Source organism: Plantactinospora sp. B5E13, from assembly GCF_039871775.1.
Taxonomy (GTDB): Bacteria; Actinomycetota; Actinomycetes; order Mycobacteriales; family Micromonosporaceae; genus Plantactinospora.
Genome location: NZ_JBDPLT010000024.1, coordinates 46,684 through 64,406, shown reverse-complemented (window position 1 = coordinate 64,406; position 17,723 = coordinate 46,684). Strand labels below are relative to the sequence as shown.

The following is a 17,723-nucleotide window of genomic DNA, read 5'->3' as shown; positions in this document are numbered from 1 at the left end:
TGGCGCGGAGTCGGACGGTGGGTGCCGCCAGGAGCACCGCCGCCCGGGGTGCCGCGAGCACGTCGGCGGCCACCAGGGCGCCGGCGAAGAAGGCCCCGGCCAAGCGCGCGACAGCGGCCAAGAAGGCGGCGGCCACCAAGGCGCCGGCGAAGAAGACGACGGCCACGCGGGCGCCGGCGAAGAAGGCGACGGCGAAGAAGACCGCGACCGCCACCCGTACGGGCGCCAAGCGCACCGCGGCGAAGGGCACGTCGACGGCGAAGAAGACGACCGCGACGGCGAAGAAGACCACCGCGGCGGCGAAGAAGACGACGACGGCCACCAAGCGCAGCACCACGACGGCGGCGCGGAAGACGACCGCGGCGGCCAAGAAGACCACCGCGGCGGCCAAGAAGGTCGCCAAGAAGACCCCGGCGAAGAAGGCGCCCGCCAAGCGGACCACGGCGGCGAAGGCGCCGGCGAAGAAGGCACCCGCGAAGAAGGCGCCGGCCAGGAAGGTGGCGGCGAAGCGGACGACCGCGCTGACGAAGCGGGCGACGGCGGGCGCCACCCGCGGCACGGCGGCGAAGCGGGCGACGGCGGGCGCCACCCGCGGCACGGCGGCGAAGCGGGCGACGGCGGGCAGCACGCGCGGCACGGCGGCGAAGCGGGCGACGGCGGGCAGCACGCGCGGCACGGCGGCGAAGCGGGCGACGGCGGGCAGCACGCGCGGCACGGCGGCGAAGCAGGCCGCCGCCCGCAAGACGACGGCCAAGGCGCCGGGCCGCCCGACGGCCCGACCGACCGCCCGGAAGATGACGGGCTGAGCCAGCCACCACCGGAACGCCCCGGAGCGGGGGCGTTCCGGTGGACACACCGCCGTCGGTCACCAGGTGGCTGACAGCCGCCGGCCAGCCGGCGGGCGCGTGACCCCGGTCGGGGTACGGGGTGTGACCGGGCGCATGGCGGCGGATCGCTTCGACGTCCGGCCGGATTTGCGAGGATGCCGGCATGGGATATGACGCGAGTACCCTCCCCGACGTGTCCGGACTGACCGTCGGGTTCATCGGCGGCACCGGCGACCAGGGGCGGGGCCTGGCCTACCGGCTGGCGCGGGCGGGGCAGCCGGTCCTTCTCGGTTCCCGCTCGGCGCAGCGTGCGGTCCAGGCGGCGGAGGAACTCCGTGCCCTGCCCGGGCTGCCCGTCGACGTGTCGGTCTCCGGCGGCGACAACGTCGAGGTGGCGACCCGCAGTGACGTGGTTGTCGTGGCGGTGCCGTGGGCCGGGCACCGGGACACCCTCGCCGACCTGCGGGAGCCGCTCGCCGGCAAGGTGGTCGTCGACTGCGTCAATCCGTTGGGCTTCGACAAGCAGGGGCCGTACCCGTTGCCGGTCGAGGAGGGCAGTGCCGTGCAGCAGGCGGCGGCGTTGCTGCCGGAGTCCCGGGTCTGCGCGGCGTTCAACCATGTCAGCGCGCCGTTGCTGGCCGACCCGACGATCGACCGGATCGACCTCGACGTACTGATCTGCACGGAGGAGCGGGAACTCGTCGGGATCGTGGCGGCGCTCGCCGCGCGGATCCCCGGGATGCGGGGCGTGTACGCGGGCCGACTGCGTAACGCACACCAGATCGAGGCGTTCACCGCCAACCTGATCGCGATCAACAAGCGGTACAAGGCGCACGCCGGGATCCGGGTCACCGACATCTGACCTGGGTCGATGGTCGACAGGCCGGTCGCCCGGTCAGCGCCGCGCAGCGGATGCGCGGTGCTGACCGGGCGACGGCCGTTCCGGGTTCAGAAGGTGTGGTCGAGGGTGGGGAACCCGCCGTCGCGTACCTCGGCGGCGAACCGTCGGGTCGCCTCGGTCAGCACCCCGTTCAGGTCGGCGTACCGCTTCACGAAGCGGGGCATCCGGCCGGACCGCAGCCCCGCCATGTCCTGCCAGACCAGCACCTGCGCGTCGCAGTCCGGTCCGGCGCCGATCCCGATGGTGGGAATCGGCACCTCGTGGGTGATCTGCTTGGCGACCTCGCCCGGCACCATCTCCAGCACCACCGAGAACGCCCCGGCCTCGGCCACCGCGACCGCGTCCGCGACCACCTCGTCGGCGGCGTCGCCCCGGCCCTGCACCCGGTAGCCGCCGATCGCGTGCTCCGACTGCGGGGTGAACCCGACATGGCCCATCACCGGGATACCGGCCCCGGTGATCGCCCGGATCTGTTCGGCCACCCGCCGGCCACCCTCCAGCTTCACCGCGTGGCAGCCGCCCTCCTTCATGAACCGTACGGCGGTGCGCAGCGCCTGGGTCGGCCCCTCCTCGTACGAGCCGAACGGCAGGTCGGCGACGACCAGCGCGTAGTTCGTCGCCCGGACCACCGCCCGGACCAGCGGCAGCAGTTCGTCGGCGGTGACCGGGACGGTGGTCTCGTAACCGAAGACGTTGTTCGCCGCCGAGTCGCCGACCAGCAGCACCGGGATGCCGGCCTGTTCGAAGATGCCGGCGGTGTACTGGTCGTACGCGGTGAGCATCGGCCACCGCTCGCCCCGTTCCTTGGCGGCGAGCAGGTCGCGGGTACGGACTCGCCGGGTCGCCGGGCCGCCGTAGAGGGCGGTCACCTCGCTCGGGGTGGACTGCATCCCTTGCTCGGACATCGTTGTCTCCTCTCGCCTCGAGGCCGCGTCCGCGGTCCCCGGGTCACCGCCGATCGTCGCATCGATCCGGGTGCCGTCGGCAGGGGCGAGTGCAGGTTGTCACACCCCGTGCCCCCGTTCGGGCGTACCCGGGCGGGGGGCACGGATCACGTCCGCTCGCGCCACCGGTTCGTGATCGGCAGTCGGCGGTCCCGGCCGAACGCCTTGATGGAGATCTTCGCCCCGGGGGCGGACTGTCGGCGCTTGTACTCGGCGACGTCCACCATCCGTAGCACCCGGTCCACCACCGCCGGGTCGTGCCCGGCGGCGACCAGGTCGTCCCGGCCCTGGTCGCCGTCGACGTAGCCGACCAGGATCGCGTCGAGGACGGAGTAGTCCGGCAGAGTGTCGGTGTCCAGCTGGCCCGGGCTCAGTTCGGCGCTCGGCGGTTTGCGGATCGAGTTCTCCGGGATCGGCGGGGTTTCGCCGGCCCGGACCGCCTCCGCGTTGCGCCAGTTCGCCAGCTTCCAGACCAGGCTCTTCCAGACGTCCTTGAGCGGGTTGAACCCGCCGACCGAGTCGCCGTAGAGGGTGGAGTAGCCGACCGCCAGTTCACTCTTGTTGCCGGTGGTGAGGACGAGGTGCCCCTCCTGGTTCGACAGCGCCATCAGCAGCACCCCGCGTACCCGGGCCTGCAGGTTCTCCACCGCCATCCCGGACAGCGACAGGTTCGCCAGGTAGCTGTCGACCATCGGCTGGATCGGTTCGACCCGGAAGTCCAGGCCGGTGCGTTTGGCCAGCTCGGCGGCGTCCTCCCGGGAGTGCTCGGAGGAGTGCTGGCTGGGCATGGAGACGCCGACCACCCGCTGCGGTCCGAGCGCGTCCACCGCGATCGCGGCGACCACCGCCGAGTCGATGCCGCCGGAGAGCCCGAGCACCACCGACCGGAAGCCGTTCTTGTCGACGTAGTCGCGCAGTCCCAGCACCAGCGCCTGCCAGACCTCGCCCTCGTCGACGACCGGTTCGGTGATCCCGCCGGTGGCCGGCGGCCCGGCCGGGGCCGGCAGCGCGTCGCTGAGGTGGATCCGGGTGACGGTCATCTCGTCCGGTCCGTCGGCCGAAACCCGGTCGGCGGCGGGTGCGGTGCCGCTCGGTGCCGGTTCGCTCGCGGCGGGCAGCTCCAGGTCGTGCAGGAGCAGGTGCTCGACGAACTGCGGGGCCCGGCTGAGCAGTGTGCCGTCCGGCGAGACGATCATCGAGTCGCCGTCGAAGACCAGCTCGTCCTGGCCGCCGACCATGTTGACGTACGCGATCGCGGCGCCGGCCTCGGCGGCCCGGCGGCGGACCAGCGGCAGTCGTACGTCGTCCTTGTTCAGCTCGTACGGCGAACCGTTGATGTTGACGACCAGCCCGACCCCGGCGCGGCGGGCGACCGCGAACGGGCCCCCGGCCTGCCACAGGTCCTCGCAGATGGTGAGCGCGACGTCGACCCCGCCGAGCCGGACCACCGGCAGGACGTCGCCGGAGACGAAGTAGCGGTCCTCGTCGAAGACTCCGTAGTTGGGCAGGTGGTGCTTGAAGTACCGGGCCACCGCCCGGCCACCGTGCAGGACGGCGAGCGCGTTGCGGGGCCCGCGGGTCGGCCTCGCCTCCGCGTTGGCGCTGGCCGGACCGTCCGCGTCCAGGTAGCCGACCAGCACCGGCAGCTCCCCGAGCCCGTCGGCGGCGAGGTCGGCGGCGAGTTGGTCGAGAGCGGCCCGGGACGCGGCGACGAAGCTGTTCCGGAAGACCAGGTCCTCGACCGGGTAGCCGGTCAGCATCATCTCGGGGAACGCCACCAGGTGCGCGCCGGCGTCGGCGGCGGCCCGGGACCGTTCCCGGATGATCGCGGCGTTGCCGGACAGGTCACCGACGGTGGGGTTGACCTGGGCGAGAGCGATACGCAGGGTCGGCATGTCCTCATCTTGCCGCAGCCCGCGCCGGTCGGCTCGGCTCCACCCCCGGCGGGCCGGGTAGTCCTGATCACCCAAACTCCCGTAACGTCCGTGTAACCGAACCGGTGAAGACTGGACCGCTAGGCCGCGCGCCGGCTGGGCCGGTCCGAACAGAGTGTGCGAGGGGTACTGAGGTGGACCGTCAGCAGGAGTTCGTGCTCCGTACGCTGGAAGAGCGTGACATCCGTTTCGTCCGGTTGTGGTTCACCGACGTACTCGGCACGCTGAAGAGCGTCTCGGTGGCGCCGGCCGAGTTGGAGGCGGCCTTCGACGAGGGCATCGGCTTCGACGGCTCGGCGATCGAGGGCTTCGCCCGGGTCTTCGAGTCCGACATGGTCGCCATGCCCGACCCGACGACGTTCCAGGTCTTCCCGTTCGAGGGCGGGGTGAGCGGGGAGAGCGCCCGGATGTTCTGCGACATCCTGCTCCCCGACGGCAGCCCGTCCTGGGCCGACCCGCGGCACGTGCTGCGCCGGGCGCTGTCCAAGGCGGCGGAGAAGGGCTTCACCTTCTACACCCACCCCGAGATCGAGTTCTTCCTGCTGGAGAACGGCCCCAACGACGGCTCGCTGCCGGTCCCGGTCGACTCCGGCGGCTACTTCGAGCACACCACGCACGCGGTCGCCCGGGACTTCCGGCGGCAGGCGGTGCTGGCCCTGGAGCGGATCGGCATCTCGGTCGAGTTCAGCCACCACGAGGTCGCCCCCGGCCAGCAGGAGATCGACCTGCGCTACGCCGACGCGCTGACCACCGCCGACAACATCATGACCTTCCGGCACATGGTGAAGGAGGTCGCGCTCTCCACCGGGGTACGGGCCAGCTTCATGCCGAAGCCCTTCACCGACCAGCCCGGCAGCGGCATGCACACCCACCTCTCGCTCTTCGAGGGTGAGCGCAACGCGTTCCACGACGCCAGTGACCCGATGAAGCTGTCGAAGGTCGGCAAGGCGTTCATCGCCGGCCTGCTGGTGCACGCCCGGGAGTACACCGCGGTCACCAACCAGTGGGTCAACTCGTACAAGCGGCTCTTCCCGCAGGCGCTGCCGGACCGGATCACCGAATCCCCGGCGTACGTCTGCTGGGGTCACCTGAACCGCTCCGCCCTGGTCCGGGTCCCGGCGTACGGCAAGCCGAACTCGGCCCGGGTCGAGGTCCGTTCCCCGGACTCGGCGACCAACCCGTACCTCGCCTTCGCGGTGCTGCTCGGCGCCGGGATGAAGGGCATCGAGGAGGGCTACGAGCTGCCGCCGGGGGCCGAGGACGACGTCTGGTCGCTGTCCAACGCCGAGCGTAAGGCGATGGGGTACGAGTCGCTGCCGGAGAACCTCGCCGAGGCGATCGACGTGATGGCCGGCTCCGAACTGGTCGCGGAGATCCTCGGCGAGCACGTCTTCGACTTCTTCCTGCGTAACAAGCGCGCCGAGTGGGAGCAGTACCGTCGCGAGGTCACCCCGTACGAGCGGCAGCGTTACCTCGGTCTGCTCTAGGTTCCGGCCGCTCCCACGGCGACGGGTACGGCTTGCCAGGCCACGCTATCGTCCTCACGACGCGGCCCCCTCCATTGGCCGCCCACACCTGAGGGAGACAGTCGGTGGTCGAGGATCTGCTCGTGGGAGCCTGGCAGAGCATCGTGTTCGGGGTGGTCGGCATCGCGCTGATGGCCGCTGGGTTCATGCTGGTCGACGCCCTCACCCCGGGCAAACTGCGCGACCTGATCTGGGTACGGCGTAACGGCAACGCGGCGTTGCTGCTGGTGGCCAACCAGCTCGGCATCGCGGGCATCGTCTTCACCGCGATCCTGACCAGCTACACGGACTTCACCAAGGGTCTCGCCTCGACGATCCTGTTCGGACTCATCGGGCTCGGCGTCATGGCGCTCGCCTTCCTGGTGCTGGACTGGCTCACCCCGGGCAAGCTCGGCGAGATCATCTGCACCGACGAGCCGCACCCGGCGGCCCGGGTGAGCGCGGCCACCCACTTCGGGGCGGCGCTGATCGTCAGCGCCTGTATCGCCTGACCGCGGCCGGGAGTCGCCCACTGGCGGACGGAGGTGGGGCGGCGGCGAGTGCCGGACCGCCGCCCCACGCCGTACCCGTTCCCCCGCCCCGATCAGCTGGGCGGGGGCACGGTTGCGGGCCGCGCCGGTGGAGGAGGCGGCGCGGCCCGGGCACCTGGTGCGGCCGGTCCGCCGGTGTCACCTGGTGCGGTCCGGCCCGGGCCCGCCGGTGTTACTTGGTGTTCGGGGTGGCCGGCTTGGCGTCGGCCTGGTGGCCTCCGCCGTGCCCGAAGCCGCCCCAGCCGCCCGGCAGCACGCCCGCCTTGACCGCCGCGAGGATGGCGTCGGCCTGCTCCCGGGTCAGCTTGCCGTCCGTCACGGCCTTGTCGAGCCGGCTCTTGAGCCACGCCTCGCGGTCGGCGGCCGACTTGCCGTCGCGCTTCCACCCGCCCTTGTCGCCGGGCTTCCGGTCACCCTTGTGGTCGGCCTGGTGCTGCTGCCGGAGCTTCGCCAGCGCGGCCTCGACCTTGTCCTGCGGTACGCCCAGCTCGGTGGCGAGTTCCTTCGCCAGCTCGGCCCGCCGGTCCGCCCAGCGTTGGTCGTGACCCGGCTTCGGCGTGCCGCTGTCCGCCGACGCCGGGGCGGAGGCGCTCGGCGACGGTGCCGGGGTGGCGCTGTCGTCGGCGAACGCGACCGCCGGGGCGGCCAGCGCCGCGCCGAGCACACCCGCGCCGACCAGACCACCGATGACGTTCTTTCGAGAGAGCAGCTTTCCCACCTGGTTGTTCCTCCTTCGGTATGGACGCCGGACCTCGGTACGGACGCCGGACCTCGGTACGGACGCCGACGAGGCGCGTGAAACCAACCCGGCCCACCTTGCGGCAGCACCCTGGGGTGGAGCCGCGAACGAGCTGGCAGATTGCTGAGAAGCCCGGCGAAAGAGGTATTTGCCGCACCTGCCCTGCTGTCCTGTGCCGGAACGTGCCCACTTTCCGGGGTTGTCCGGTACCGGCATGCTTGGATCCGGCCGTCCCGATCGGCCGGACGGCCGTCCTGTCCGCCGGCCGGACCGGTGGGACCGTCGCCGTCCACCGGCTTGCTCGAAAGGAGATCCGGGTGTCCCGGACGCTCAGTTACGCCGACGCCGCCCGACTGCTCGGCGGGGCACGCAGTCCGCTGGTCACGGCACTGGACAACCTGACCGGCGGGATACTGCTCGGGGCGGCGGTGGTGGCCCCGGCCGTACTCGGGCTCTTCGACGCCAAGGCCGAGTTCGTCCGGCTCAGTCACGAGCTGGTCGGCAGACTCGGCGACCGGCGGGCCGGTCTGTCCCGGTACGGGCGTACCGAACGGCTGGCGGCGGCACACCGGGTGCTCGTGGTCACCGCGTTCTTCGAGGCGCTGGCCGAGGCCGACCTGCCGTTCCGCTTCGCCGACCTGGAGCTGACCGAACGGGAACAGGCCGTGCTGACCGGCGCCGGGAACACCGACCAGTCCCTGCTGGGCAGCCTTTTCACCGACGGCGTGCCGACCCCCGGGCCGCAGCAGCCGTACGAGTCGTTCCGGACGGCGTTGCGGGAGTACTACCGGGCGGTCGGGGACTGGCTGGCCGCGTTCGTCGCCGGCCTCGCGGTCGGCGACCGGCTCGACAGCCCCGGCCGGGCCGCCGTCGCGGCCGTACTGGAACAGTTGCCGGACCGGGCGGAGGCCCGGCACCAGGAGCTGTTCGGCCGGCTCGCCGGCGAGTTCCCGGAGGTGGCGTTCTGGACCGGGCTGCGCGAACACGCCGGCACCCGGGCCGAGCTGCGCCGGGTGGCGACCGCGTTGGCCGACCTCGAACAGCTGCTCCGGGAGGCCTCCGCCGGCCGGATCCCGGACGAGCGCCGGTCCGGCCTGGCCCGGGCGTACGCGGTGGAGCTGGACCGGTCCGTCGTCGAGTCCGGTGACGTGCCCGCCGGGATCCGGATGCCGAGCCTCGGCACCGGCTACGTGCCGCCGCTGTGCCGGGTCGCCGCGCTCGGCCCGGCCGCCCGACCCAGCGAGGAGTCCTGGTGGGCCGACCAACCGGTTCGGGACGACCTGGCGGAGTTCCTCGCCGGCTATCTCACCAACCCGGCGGCGGTCGAGGCGCCGCTGCTGGTCCTCGGCCAACCCGGCTCCGGAAAGTCGGTGTTCACCCGGATCCTCGCCGCCCGGCTGCCGGCGGACGACTTCCTGCCCGTCCGGGTCGTGCTCCGCGACGTGCCGGCCAGCGCCGACCTGCAGGACCAGATCGAGTACGCGGTCCGCGCGACGACCGGCGAGCGGCTGGACTGGCCGGCGCTGGTCCGGTCGGCCGGCGACGTACTGCCGGTGGTGCTGCTCGACGGGTTCGACGAACTGCTCCAGGCGACCGGGGTCAGCCAGACCGACTACCTGGTGAAGGTAGCGGCGTTCCAGCGCCGGGAGGCGGCCCAGGGCCGCCCGGTGGTGGTCGTGGTGACCAGCCGGACCAGCGTCGCCGACCGGGCCCGGCCACCGGAGGGCACCGTCGCGCTGCGGCTGGAGCCGTTCGACGAACCCCGGGTGGCGACCTGGCTGGCCAACTGGAACGCGGTGAACGCCGACGGGTTCGCGGCCCGGGGCGTGACGCCGCTGGAGCTGCCGACCGTGCTCGCCTACCGGGAGCTGGCCGGGCAGCCACTGCTGCTGCTGATGCTGGCGCTCTACGACTCCGACGACAACGCCCTGCGCTCGGCCGGGGAGCTGCGCCAGGACCAGCTCTACGAGCGGCTGCTGCGCCGGTTCGCCCGTCGTGAGGTCGAGAAGCAGCGTCCCGGGCTGCCCGACCGGGAGCTGGACCGGGCGGTCGAGCAGGAGCTGCGCCGGCTCTCGGTGGTCGCGTTCGCGATGTTCAACCGGAGCGCCCAGTGGGTCACCGAGGCACAGCTCGACGCCGACCTGGCCGCCCTCTTCGGCCCGACCCCGGCATCCGGCGCCGGTACGGAGCTGCGGGCGCCGCTACGACCCGCCGAGATCGTACTCGGCCGGTTCTTCTTCGTACACCGCTCCCGGGCGCTGCGCGACGACGAGCGGCTGGAGACGTACGAGTTCCTGCACGCCACCTTCGGCGAGTTCCTGGTCGCCCGGTTCACCTGGCAGGTGCTGACCGACATCGTGGCCCGGGAGGCGGCGGCCTCGATGTCGCTCGGCGGCGGCGCGCCCGACGACGACCTGCTGCACGCGCTGCTGTCGTACGCGGCGTTGAGCGGTCGGGCCCCGATCCTCCATTTTCTCCGGGCGCTGATGTCGGGCGCGACCGACGACCTGCGGACGGATCTGACCGACCTGCTCGTCCGGCTCTTCCGGGCCGCACACCACAGCCGACCCGCGCGCCGGTTCGACGGCTACCAGCCGCGTGGACTGCCGGTGCCGGCCCGGCACGCCGCGTACGGCGTCAACCTGCTGCTGCTCGCGGTCTGTGCCGCCGGCACCCTGTCCGGCAGCCGGCTCTACCCGGACCGGAACGTGGTGCCGGTCTGGCACCGGGAGACCCTGCTCTGGCAGTCCCAGCTCAGCTCCGACGACTGGACGAGCGTGGTGGAGACCCTCGCCCTCGACCGGCTCCGGACCGGGGACGGCGACCGCGACATTGCCCTGTGCATCGTCGCCGACCCGAACCATGTGGCCGTGCCGCCGGTCGATCCGCTCTGGACGTACGATCTCCGGTCGAGCTCACTCTGGGCGTGGCAGAGCTCGGCCCAGTCCTTCGCACATCTGCGCCGTGAGGCACACCTGCGCTGCGGTCTCGGCGACGACCTGCTGCTGCACGCGCTGGAGCCGCTCGCCGAGACGCTACCGTCGGGACTCAACACCATCCTGCTGCAGGACGGGGTCTCGATCGCACACGACCTGGTACGACTGATCACGATGTCGTCGTCGCCGGACCGGTCGGGTGAACGGCTCGCCGCCTACCTGCGCTGTCACTCCGTACTGCCGGCCCTGGACGACGTGGCCGAGCAGCACCGGTTCCGGACGCTGCTGCTCAACCGGCTGGCCGTCGACCCGGAGATGCCGGCAACCCTGGCCGCGGAGCTGATCAGCGGTGCCTCCGCGCGGGATCGCGAGGGGGCGGACGGCACCTGGCTGGGCGGGGTGGTCCCCTCCCGACTGGTGGTCGCGGTGCTGCGGTGCGGGCTGCTTTTCCTCGGCCGGGATCCGGAGACCGACCGGGTCATCGCGCCGATCCTGTTGAACCTGGCCAACAGCAGCGCGGTCGCGTCCGAGAACCGGCATCTACGGGCCGATGCCATCAGCCGGCTCGCCGAGCTGGGGTGGTGGCCCCGGCGTCGCCCCGCACCGCCACCCGTCCGGGACGACGACGCGGTGGTCGCCGACCACGCCGACTAGCGGACGGCGGGGGAGACGGTCAGGGTGCCGGCGGTGGCGTCCAGCGTCGCCGGTACGCCGACCGGCACGGTGAGCTGCCCGACCCCGTGCCCGATCGGCAGCCCGCCGAGCACCGGCACCCCCAGGTCGCCGAGCCGTTCGGCGAGCACGTCCGCGACGCCGACCGCCCAGTTGTCCGCGCACCTGGTGAACTGGCCCACCGCCACCCCGGCGAGTTTCGCCAGCACCCCGGCCCGGCGCAGGTGGGTGAGCATCCGGTCGACCTTGTACGGCGGCTCGGCGACGTCCTCGACCAGCAGGACCGCCCCGGTCAGGTCCGGCATGTCCGGGGTGCCGAGCGAGGAGACCAGCAGGCAGAGGTTTCCGCCGAGCAGCGGGCCGGTCGCGGTACCGGGGACGTTCACGCTCGCCGTCTCCTCGGTGTCGACTCGGGACACCCGCACCGGTTCGGGGTTCATCAGTGCGGTCCGCAGCGACTCGGCCGAGGCCGCCGGGGTCCGCTCGTCCAGCCAGGCGGCACCCGGGCCGTGCACGGTGGCGAGCCGGGCGCCGCGCCAGAGCGCCAACTGCAGGGCGGTGATGTCGGAGAAGCCGGCGACGACCTTCGGGTCCCGGCGGACCGCCGCCATGTCGATCAGGTCGACCACCCGCTGGGCGCCGTACCCGCCCCGGGTGCAGAGCACGCCACGGACCGTCGGGTCGGCGAAGGCGGTGTTCAGGTCGGCGGCCCGCAGCGCGTCGTCGCCGGCCAGGTAGCCGTGCCGGGCGTACGCGTTCGGGGCGAGCACCGGACGCAGGCCCCAGGAGGTGAGCAGTTCCACACCCCGGGCCACCCGTTCCGGTCGGGTCGGCCCGGACGGCGAGACCAGCAGGACCGTGTCGCCGGGACGCAACGCGGCCGGCCGTACCGCCTGATCGTCGGACACCGGATCTCCTCGCCACCGTCGCCGGCCATGATCCGCCGGCCCCGACCCGAGCCTATCGCTGGCGCTGACGGCCACCGACTAGCCTCGACACCGTGACAACCACCGCCGATACCGCGACCGCCCTGGTGATCGAGAACGACCCGACCGACGACCTCCGCCGGCTGGGGGAGTGGCTCACCGAGGCGGGCCTCGACCTCCGGGTGCTCCGGCCGTACGCCGGCGACGACCTCCCCGACGACCTGACCGGGTACGCCGCGCTGGTGGTGCTCGGCGGCGCGCAGTCGGCGTACCCGGGACCGGACGGCAGCCCCGGAGCGCCGTGGTTCCCGCGGCTCGAAGGGCTGCTCCGCAAGGCGGTCCGGCACCAGGTGCCGACCCTGGCGATCTGCCTCGGCGCCCAGTTGCTGGCCACCGCGCACGCCGGCACCGTCGAGCGGAGCGCGGCCGGTCCGGAGGTCGGCCCGAGCGTCGTCGGCAAGCGGGACGCCGCCGACACCGACCCGATCTTCCGGTACGTGCCGTTGATCCCGGACGTCCTGCAGTGGCACGCCGACGAGATCACCGAACTGCCGCGGGGCGCCACCCTGCTGGCCACCTCGACCCGCTATCCGCACCAGGCGTTCCGGCTCGGCGAGCGGGCCTGGGGACTGCAGTTCCACATCGAGTGCGACGTCGACATGATCGCGGAATGGGCGACCGACTCCGCGATCCTCGCCGAACTGGACTACGACCCCGAGCTGGTGGTGGCGGTCTGCGCCGAGGTGCTCACCGACATCGAGGAGGTGTGGCAGCCGTTCGCCGCCCGGTTCGCGATGCTGGCCCAGGGTCGGCTCGCCGGTGCGGAACCCCGCCGCACGCTGCCGCTGCTCGGGCAGTAGGGGCGGACGGGGTGGAGCGGCGCAGCGAGGAGAAGGCATGACCAGGCCGGGCAGTGCGAGCGCCCGACTCGCCCGGTACGGCTTCGGACTGACCGACGAGGGTGGCCCGGGCCGGGCCGCCGACCTGCTCGGGCCGGACGGGCTCGGGCTGTGGGACGTCGACGGGCAGGAACCGGCCGACGACGGGGCCGCCGAGCTGCTCACCGGGCTCTCCCGGGCCGCCGATCCCGACCTGGCGCTGCGTCAACTGCACCGGATCGTGGAGGCGGAACGGCGTTCGGCACCGGCGACACCCACCGCCGCTCCGGAAGACGGCTCGGCACTGATCGCCGCGCTCTGCGACGACCCGGGGCTGCGCCGCCGGCTCTTCGCGGTCCTCGGCGCCTCCTCGACACTCGGCGACCATCTGGCGGCCAACCCGGAGCAGTGGCGGGTGCTGTGCACCGGGGCGGACGGGCTGCCGCCCCGGGCCGAGGGGGACCTGCCGGGCGTACCGGACGGACTGCCGGCGGTCGCGGTGCTGCGGCACACGTACCGGCTGGCCCTGCTGCGGATCGCGGCGGCCGACCTGACCGGCGGACGCGGCCTGGAACAGACCATGGCGTCGCTCTCCGCACTGGCCGACGCCACCCTGGCCGCCGCCTACGACATCGCCCTCGGTGAACTGCCGGCCGACACCCCGGCACCCCGGCTCGCCGTGGTGGCGATGGGCAAGTGCGGCGGCGGCGAACTGAACTACGTCTCCGACGTCGACGTGATCTTCGTGGCCGCCACCGACGAGGACCTGCCCGCCGCGACCCGGATCGCCACCCGGCTGATCCACATCTGCGGGCTGGTCGCCTGGCCGGTCGACGCCGCGCTCCGCCCCGAGGGCAGTCGCGGCCCGCTGGTGCGGACCCTCGCCAGCCACCTGGCCTACTACCGGCGGTGGGCCCGGACCTGGGAGTTCCAGGCGCTGCTCAAGGCCCGTCCGGCGGCCGGGGACACCGCGCTGGCCCAGGAGTGGATCGAGGCACTCGCCCCGCTGGTCTGGCGGGCGGCCGAACGACCGGAGGCGGTCGAGGACGTCCGGGCGATGCGCCGGAAGATCATCGACAACATCCCGCCGAAGGAACTGGAACGCGAGGTCAAGCGCGGTTCGGGCGGGCTGCGCGACATCGAGTTCGCCGTCCAACTGCTCCAGCTCGTGCACGGCCGGGTCGACGAGTCACTGCGCTCCCGGGGCACCCTGCCGGCGCTGCGCGCCCTGGTCGCCGGCGGGTACGTGGGCCGGGCCGACGGCGAGGCGCTGCTGCGCGGCTACCGGTTCCTGCGCGGCGTCGAGCACCGGCTGCAACTGCAGCACCTGCGGCGTACCCACACCGTGCCGGCGGAGCGGACGGCGCTGCGCTGGCTGGCGCACGCGCTCGGCTACACCGCGCTGCCCGGCCGGGACGCCGTCGAGGCGTTCCGCGCCGACTGGGTCGGGCACGCCAGCGAGGTACGCCGCCTGCACGCCAAACTGCTCTACCGGCCTCTGCTGGAGGCGGTCGCCCGGGTACCGGCGGACGGGCTGCGGCTGACCCCGGAAGCGGCCCGCAAACGGCTGGAGATCCTCGGTTTCGCCGACCCGGCCGGGGCGCTGCGGCACATCCAGGCCCTGACCGGCGGGGTGACCCGGACGGCGGCGATCCAACGCACCCTGCTCCCGGTGCTGCTCCAGGAGTTCGCCGACGCCCCCGAACCGGACCGGGGGCTGCTCAACTACCGGAAGGTTTCGGACAAGCTCGGCAGCACCCCCTGGTATCTGCGGCTGCTGCGCGACGAGGGACCGGTGGCCCGGCGGCTGGCCCGTACCCTGGCCGTCTCCCGCTACGTCGCCGACCTGCTGGCCCGCGATCCGGAGGCGCTGCGGCTGCTGGCCGAGGACACCGAGCTGACCCCGCGTGAGGCGACGGTGCTGCGGGACGGCTTCGGTGCCGCCGCCGACCGCCACCTGGGCGGCCCGGGACCACGACCGGCCGACCCGAAGGAGGCGATCCGCGCGATCCGGGCGCTGCGCAGCCGGGAACTGATCCGGATCGCCTGCGCCGACGTGCTGCACCGGGCCGGTTCGCTCGCCCCGACACCGCCGGGGCCGGGCGACGACGCACGCGACGACAGCACGTCCTTCCTGGACGTGGGGGCAGGACTTTCCGCGGTCACCGACGCCACGCTCGGCGCGGCGCTGCGGGCTGCCCGGGCCGCCCAGCCGGGCCTGCCCGGACTGCGGTTCGCGGTGATCGGCATGGGCCGGCTCGGCGGGTACGAGATGAACTACCTCTCCGACGCCGACGTGCTCTTCGTCTACGACCCGCCGGCCGGCGTCGCCGAGGACGCGGCCAGCGCGGCCGCACACGCGATCGCCGAGGAGTTGCGCCGACTGCTCGGCATGCCGGCTCCCGACCCGCCGCTGGGGGTCGACGCCGACCTGCGCCCCGAGGGACGGCAGGGGCCGCTGGTCCGCAGCCTCGGCGCGTACGCCCAGTACTACGCCCGCTGGTCCAAGGTGTGGGAGGCGCAGGCCCTGCTCCGGGCCCGCCACGTCTGCGGCGACGCCGACCTCGGCGCCGAGTTCGAGGCGGTCGCCGACCCGGTCCGGTACCCGGAGCGGGGACTTACCCGGGAACAGGTGGTGGAGATCCGCCGGATCAAGGCCCGGGTGGAGACCGAGCGGCTGCCCCGGGGCGCCGACCCGGCGACGAACACCAAGCTCGGTCGGGGCGGCCTGGCCGACGTGGAGTGGGCTGTCCAGTTGCTCCAGCTCCGGCACGCCGGCGCGATCCCGGAACTGCGGTCCACCCGTACCCTGCACGCGCTCGCCGCCGCCCGGGACGCCGGACTGGTCGAGGAGGCCGACGCCGCCGCGCTGGCCGCCGGCTGGACGCTGGCCACCCAGGTCCGCAACGCGTTGATGCTGGTCCGGGGCCGGGCCGGTGACCAGTTGCCCCGGCACGGGGTCGAACTCGCCGGCGTCGTACGTCTGCTCGGCGGCGACGACCCGGGCGAGTTCCTCGACCACTACCTGCGGACGGCGCGGCGGTGCCGGGCCGCCGCGGAACGTGTCCTCGATGCCTGACCGGCGTCTCCTGATACCTGGCCGGCGCTCGCGACAGGGCGGCAGTCCGGCACTCGCCGTCCTGTTCGGCGCGGTCGGTCTGGCGGTGCTGCTCGCCGTGGCGTTCCTGCTCGCCCCGCCGCTCGGCACCGACCTGTCGGCCCAGGTCGCCCGGGCCGACTTCTTCACCCGGCACGGTTTCGCCCCGCTCGACCTCGGCTGGTACGCGGGCATCTCCCCGTACGGCTACAGCCTGCTCACCCCGCCGCTGATGAGCTGGCTCGGCGGTGACCTGCTCGGCCCCCGGCTGCTCGGCGCGCTCGCGCTGCTCGTCTCGGCGGTGGCCCTGGCGCTGCTGATGCTGCGGACCGGTGCCCGCCGCCCGCTGCTCGGCGGGCTGCTCGGTACGGCCTGTATCGCCGGCAACCTCGTCTCCGGCCGGATCACCTACGCGGTCGGCGTCGCCTTCGGCCTGCTCGCCCTGCTGGCCCTGACCACGCTGCGCACCCGCCCCGTGCTCCGCCGCTGCGGCGCCGGGCTCGCCGCGCTGCTCGCCGGTGCCGCCAGCCCGGTCGCCGGCCTTTTCGTCGGACTCGCCGGCGTCGCCCTGGCGGGCAGGGAGCGGTCCCCTGCCTCCGGTGGTGGAGGGGCCCGCTGGGTACATCTCGGCGACGGCGCGGTGCTGGCTGCGGCCGCCGCGATCCCGACCCTCGGGCTCGGGCTGGTCTTCGGCAGCGGCGGCTGGATGAACATCAGCCTCTCCGACACCCTGACTGCAGCTGTCGCCAGCCTGGCTGTCGCGCTGCTGGTGCCGAATCGGACCGTCCGGGTCGGCGCGGTGCTGGCCACCCTCGGGGTGCTGGCGGCGTTCACGCTCCGGACGCCGGTGGGACTGAACGCCACCCGGCTGGCGGCGATGTTCGCGGTACCGCTGCTGGTCGGCTACGGCGTCATGCCAACCAGGATCCTAGGCTGGTCGCGTCGAGTGATCAGATCGGCGCCCTCCGACAAGGGGGCGGCTCGGCGGCTGGCCGGACTCACCCTGGCCGGCGTGGTGGCTCTGGTCGCCCTGGTGGAGCCGCCGGTGCTGGTCGGCGACCTGCGTTCGGCCGGTGACCCGACCGCCTCCCGGAGCTACTTCCAACCACTGCTCGCCGAACTGTCCCGCCGGCCCGCCGGCCGGATCGAGGTGGTGGCGACCGCCAACTACTGGGAGGCGGCGTACGTCCCGGGGGCCGCGCCGTTGGCCCGGGGCTGGCTGCGCCAGGTCGACCAGGCGCACAACCGGCTCTTCCTCGACGGCAGCGTCGACGCGGAGTCGTACGAGCGCTGGCTGCGGGACAACGGGGTGGCGTACGTCGCCCTCGCCGAGGCGAAACCCTCCTGGGTCGGCCGCCGGGAGGCGGAGCTGATCCGGGGTGGCCTGCCGTACCTGACCCCGATCTGGCAGCACCCGGACTGGACCCTGTACGCCGTCTCCGGTACCCCCTCGATCGTGGCCACCCTGACCGGGGCGGCGACGGCCACCAACGGCACCGACCTGCCCGAGGTGCCGACCGGAGGGGGAGCAGAACCGGCCGGGGGCGCAGCAGAACTGATCCGGGCCACCTCGGCGGAACTGGTCGTCGACGTGCCGGCGGCCGGGGAGACCCTGGTCCGGCTGCGCTGGTCGCGGTGGCTGCGGGTGACCGGCCAGGCAGCCTGTCTACGGCCGTACGGCGAGTGGACAGTGCTGCGGGTGGCAGGGCCCGGCCGTTACCGGATCGCCTCGGGTCTCACCGACACCGGTCCGCGCTGCCCGTCCTGACTGCCTCAAGCCCGCAGGCCGCTGCCCATTGCCCGGACGGCGACC

The 17,723-nt window shown here is 73.4% G+C and carries 12 protein-coding genes; 8 read left to right on the top strand and 4 right to left on the bottom strand.

Features of this window, described 5'->3' with window-relative positions; translation table 11 throughout:
• The first annotated feature begins 17 nt into the window (after positions 1-17).
• Both ABGB05_RS21730 and npdG read left to right on the top strand, forming a co-directional pair.
• On the top strand, positions 18-806 hold the full coding sequence (locus tag ABGB05_RS21730; RefSeq protein WP_347655295.1) for a hypothetical protein: 789 nt from the start codon (positions 18-20) through the stop codon (positions 804-806).
• A 184-nt stretch (positions 807-990) separates the two neighbouring features.
• Positions 991-1,689 carry an NADPH-dependent F420 reductase gene (npdG, locus tag ABGB05_RS21725; RefSeq protein ID WP_347655294.1) on the top strand — a complete coding sequence of 233 codons (699 nt, stop codon included), beginning with the start codon at positions 991-993 and terminating at the stop codon, positions 1,687-1,689.
• An 86-nt stretch (positions 1,690-1,775) separates the two neighbouring features.
• Here the strand turns inward: npdG and panB are convergent, their stop codons facing one another.
• Both panB and ABGB05_RS21715 read right to left on the bottom strand, forming a co-directional pair.
• The gene (gene panB / locus ABGB05_RS21720) at positions 1,776-2,618 is read right to left on the bottom strand and encodes a 3-methyl-2-oxobutanoate hydroxymethyltransferase (protein ID WP_347655340.1); all 843 of its coding nucleotides are present in this window, start codon (positions 2,616-2,618) and stop codon (positions 1,776-1,778) included.
• Between the two features lie 161 nt (positions 2,619-2,779).
• Positions 2,780-4,567, bottom strand: a complete 1,788-nt coding sequence (locus ABGB05_RS21715; RefSeq protein ID WP_347655293.1) for an NAD+ synthase — start codon at positions 4,565-4,567, stop codon at positions 2,780-2,782.
• Between the two features lie 173 nt (positions 4,568-4,740).
• Between ABGB05_RS21715 and glnA the strand changes: the two genes are divergently transcribed.
• Both glnA and ABGB05_RS21705 read left to right on the top strand, forming a co-directional pair.
• Positions 4,741-6,093, top strand: coding sequence for a type I glutamate--ammonia ligase (glnA, locus tag ABGB05_RS21710; RefSeq protein WP_347655292.1), 1,353 nt, complete (start codon positions 4,741-4,743; stop codon positions 6,091-6,093).
• Between the two features lie 104 nt (positions 6,094-6,197).
• Complete coding sequence (locus ABGB05_RS21705) at positions 6,198-6,623, top strand: DUF350 domain-containing protein (RefSeq protein ID WP_347655291.1); 426 nt, start codon at positions 6,198-6,200, stop codon at positions 6,621-6,623.
• Between the two features lie 211 nt (positions 6,624-6,834).
• Here the strand turns inward: ABGB05_RS21705 and ABGB05_RS21700 are convergent, their stop codons facing one another.
• Positions 6,835-7,380 (bottom strand): hypothetical protein, encoded by a 546-nt coding sequence (locus ABGB05_RS21700; RefSeq protein WP_347655290.1) that lies wholly within the window; start codon positions 7,378-7,380, stop codon positions 6,835-6,837.
• 338 nt (positions 7,381-7,718) lie between these two features.
• On the opposite strand from ABGB05_RS21700, the gene ABGB05_RS21695 reads away from it, so the two are divergent.
• Positions 7,719-10,991, top strand: coding sequence for a hypothetical protein (locus ABGB05_RS21695; protein ID WP_347655289.1), 3,273 nt, complete (start codon positions 7,719-7,721; stop codon positions 10,989-10,991).
• Here the strand turns inward: ABGB05_RS21695 and ABGB05_RS21690 are convergent.
• Positions 10,988-11,917, bottom strand: coding sequence for an LD-carboxypeptidase (locus ABGB05_RS21690; RefSeq protein WP_347655288.1), 930 nt, complete (start codon positions 11,915-11,917; stop codon positions 10,988-10,990). The two genes, ABGB05_RS21695 and ABGB05_RS21690, sit on opposite strands and share 4 nt — an antisense overlap.
• Positions 11,918-12,009: 92 nt before the next feature.
• Between ABGB05_RS21690 and ABGB05_RS21685 the strand changes: the two genes are divergently transcribed.
• From ABGB05_RS21685 to ABGB05_RS21675, 3 genes are read left to right on the top strand one after another with little or no spacing between them, the layout of a single operon-like run.
• Entirely contained in the window at positions 12,010-12,795 is a 786-nt protein-coding gene (locus ABGB05_RS21685; RefSeq protein WP_347655287.1) for a type 1 glutamine amidotransferase, read from the top strand.
• A 37-nt stretch (positions 12,796-12,832) separates the two neighbouring features.
• Complete coding sequence (locus ABGB05_RS21680) at positions 12,833-15,892, top strand: bifunctional [glutamine synthetase] adenylyltransferase/[glutamine synthetase]-adenylyl-L-tyrosine phosphorylase (RefSeq protein ID WP_347655286.1); 3,060 nt, start codon at positions 12,833-12,835, stop codon at positions 15,890-15,892.
• Complete coding sequence (locus ABGB05_RS21675) at positions 15,885-17,678, top strand: hypothetical protein (RefSeq protein ID WP_347655285.1); 1,794 nt, start codon at positions 15,885-15,887, stop codon at positions 17,676-17,678. Before ABGB05_RS21680 ends, ABGB05_RS21675 begins: the two co-directional genes overlap by 8 nt.
• Positions 17,679-17,723 lie beyond the last annotated feature (45 nt).

Excerpts from the sequence above, each read along its gene's own strand:
- npdG (WP_347655294.1), top strand. The coding sequence starts at position 991 with ATGGGATATGACGCGAGTACCCTCCCCGACGTGTCCGGACTGACCGTC.
- panB (WP_347655340.1), bottom strand. The coding sequence starts at position 2,618 with ATGCAGTCCACCCCGAGCGAGGTGACCGCCCTCTACGGCGGCCCGGCG.
- ABGB05_RS21715 (WP_347655293.1), bottom strand. The coding sequence starts at position 4,567 with ATGCCGACCCTGCGTATCGCTCTCGCCCAGGTCAACCCCACCGTCGGT.
- ABGB05_RS21680 (WP_347655286.1), top strand. The coding sequence starts at position 12,833 with ATGACCAGGCCGGGCAGTGCGAGCGCCCGACTCGCCCGGTACGGCTTC.
- ABGB05_RS21675 (WP_347655285.1), top strand. The coding sequence starts at position 15,885 with ATGCCTGACCGGCGTCTCCTGATACCTGGCCGGCGCTCGCGACAGGGC.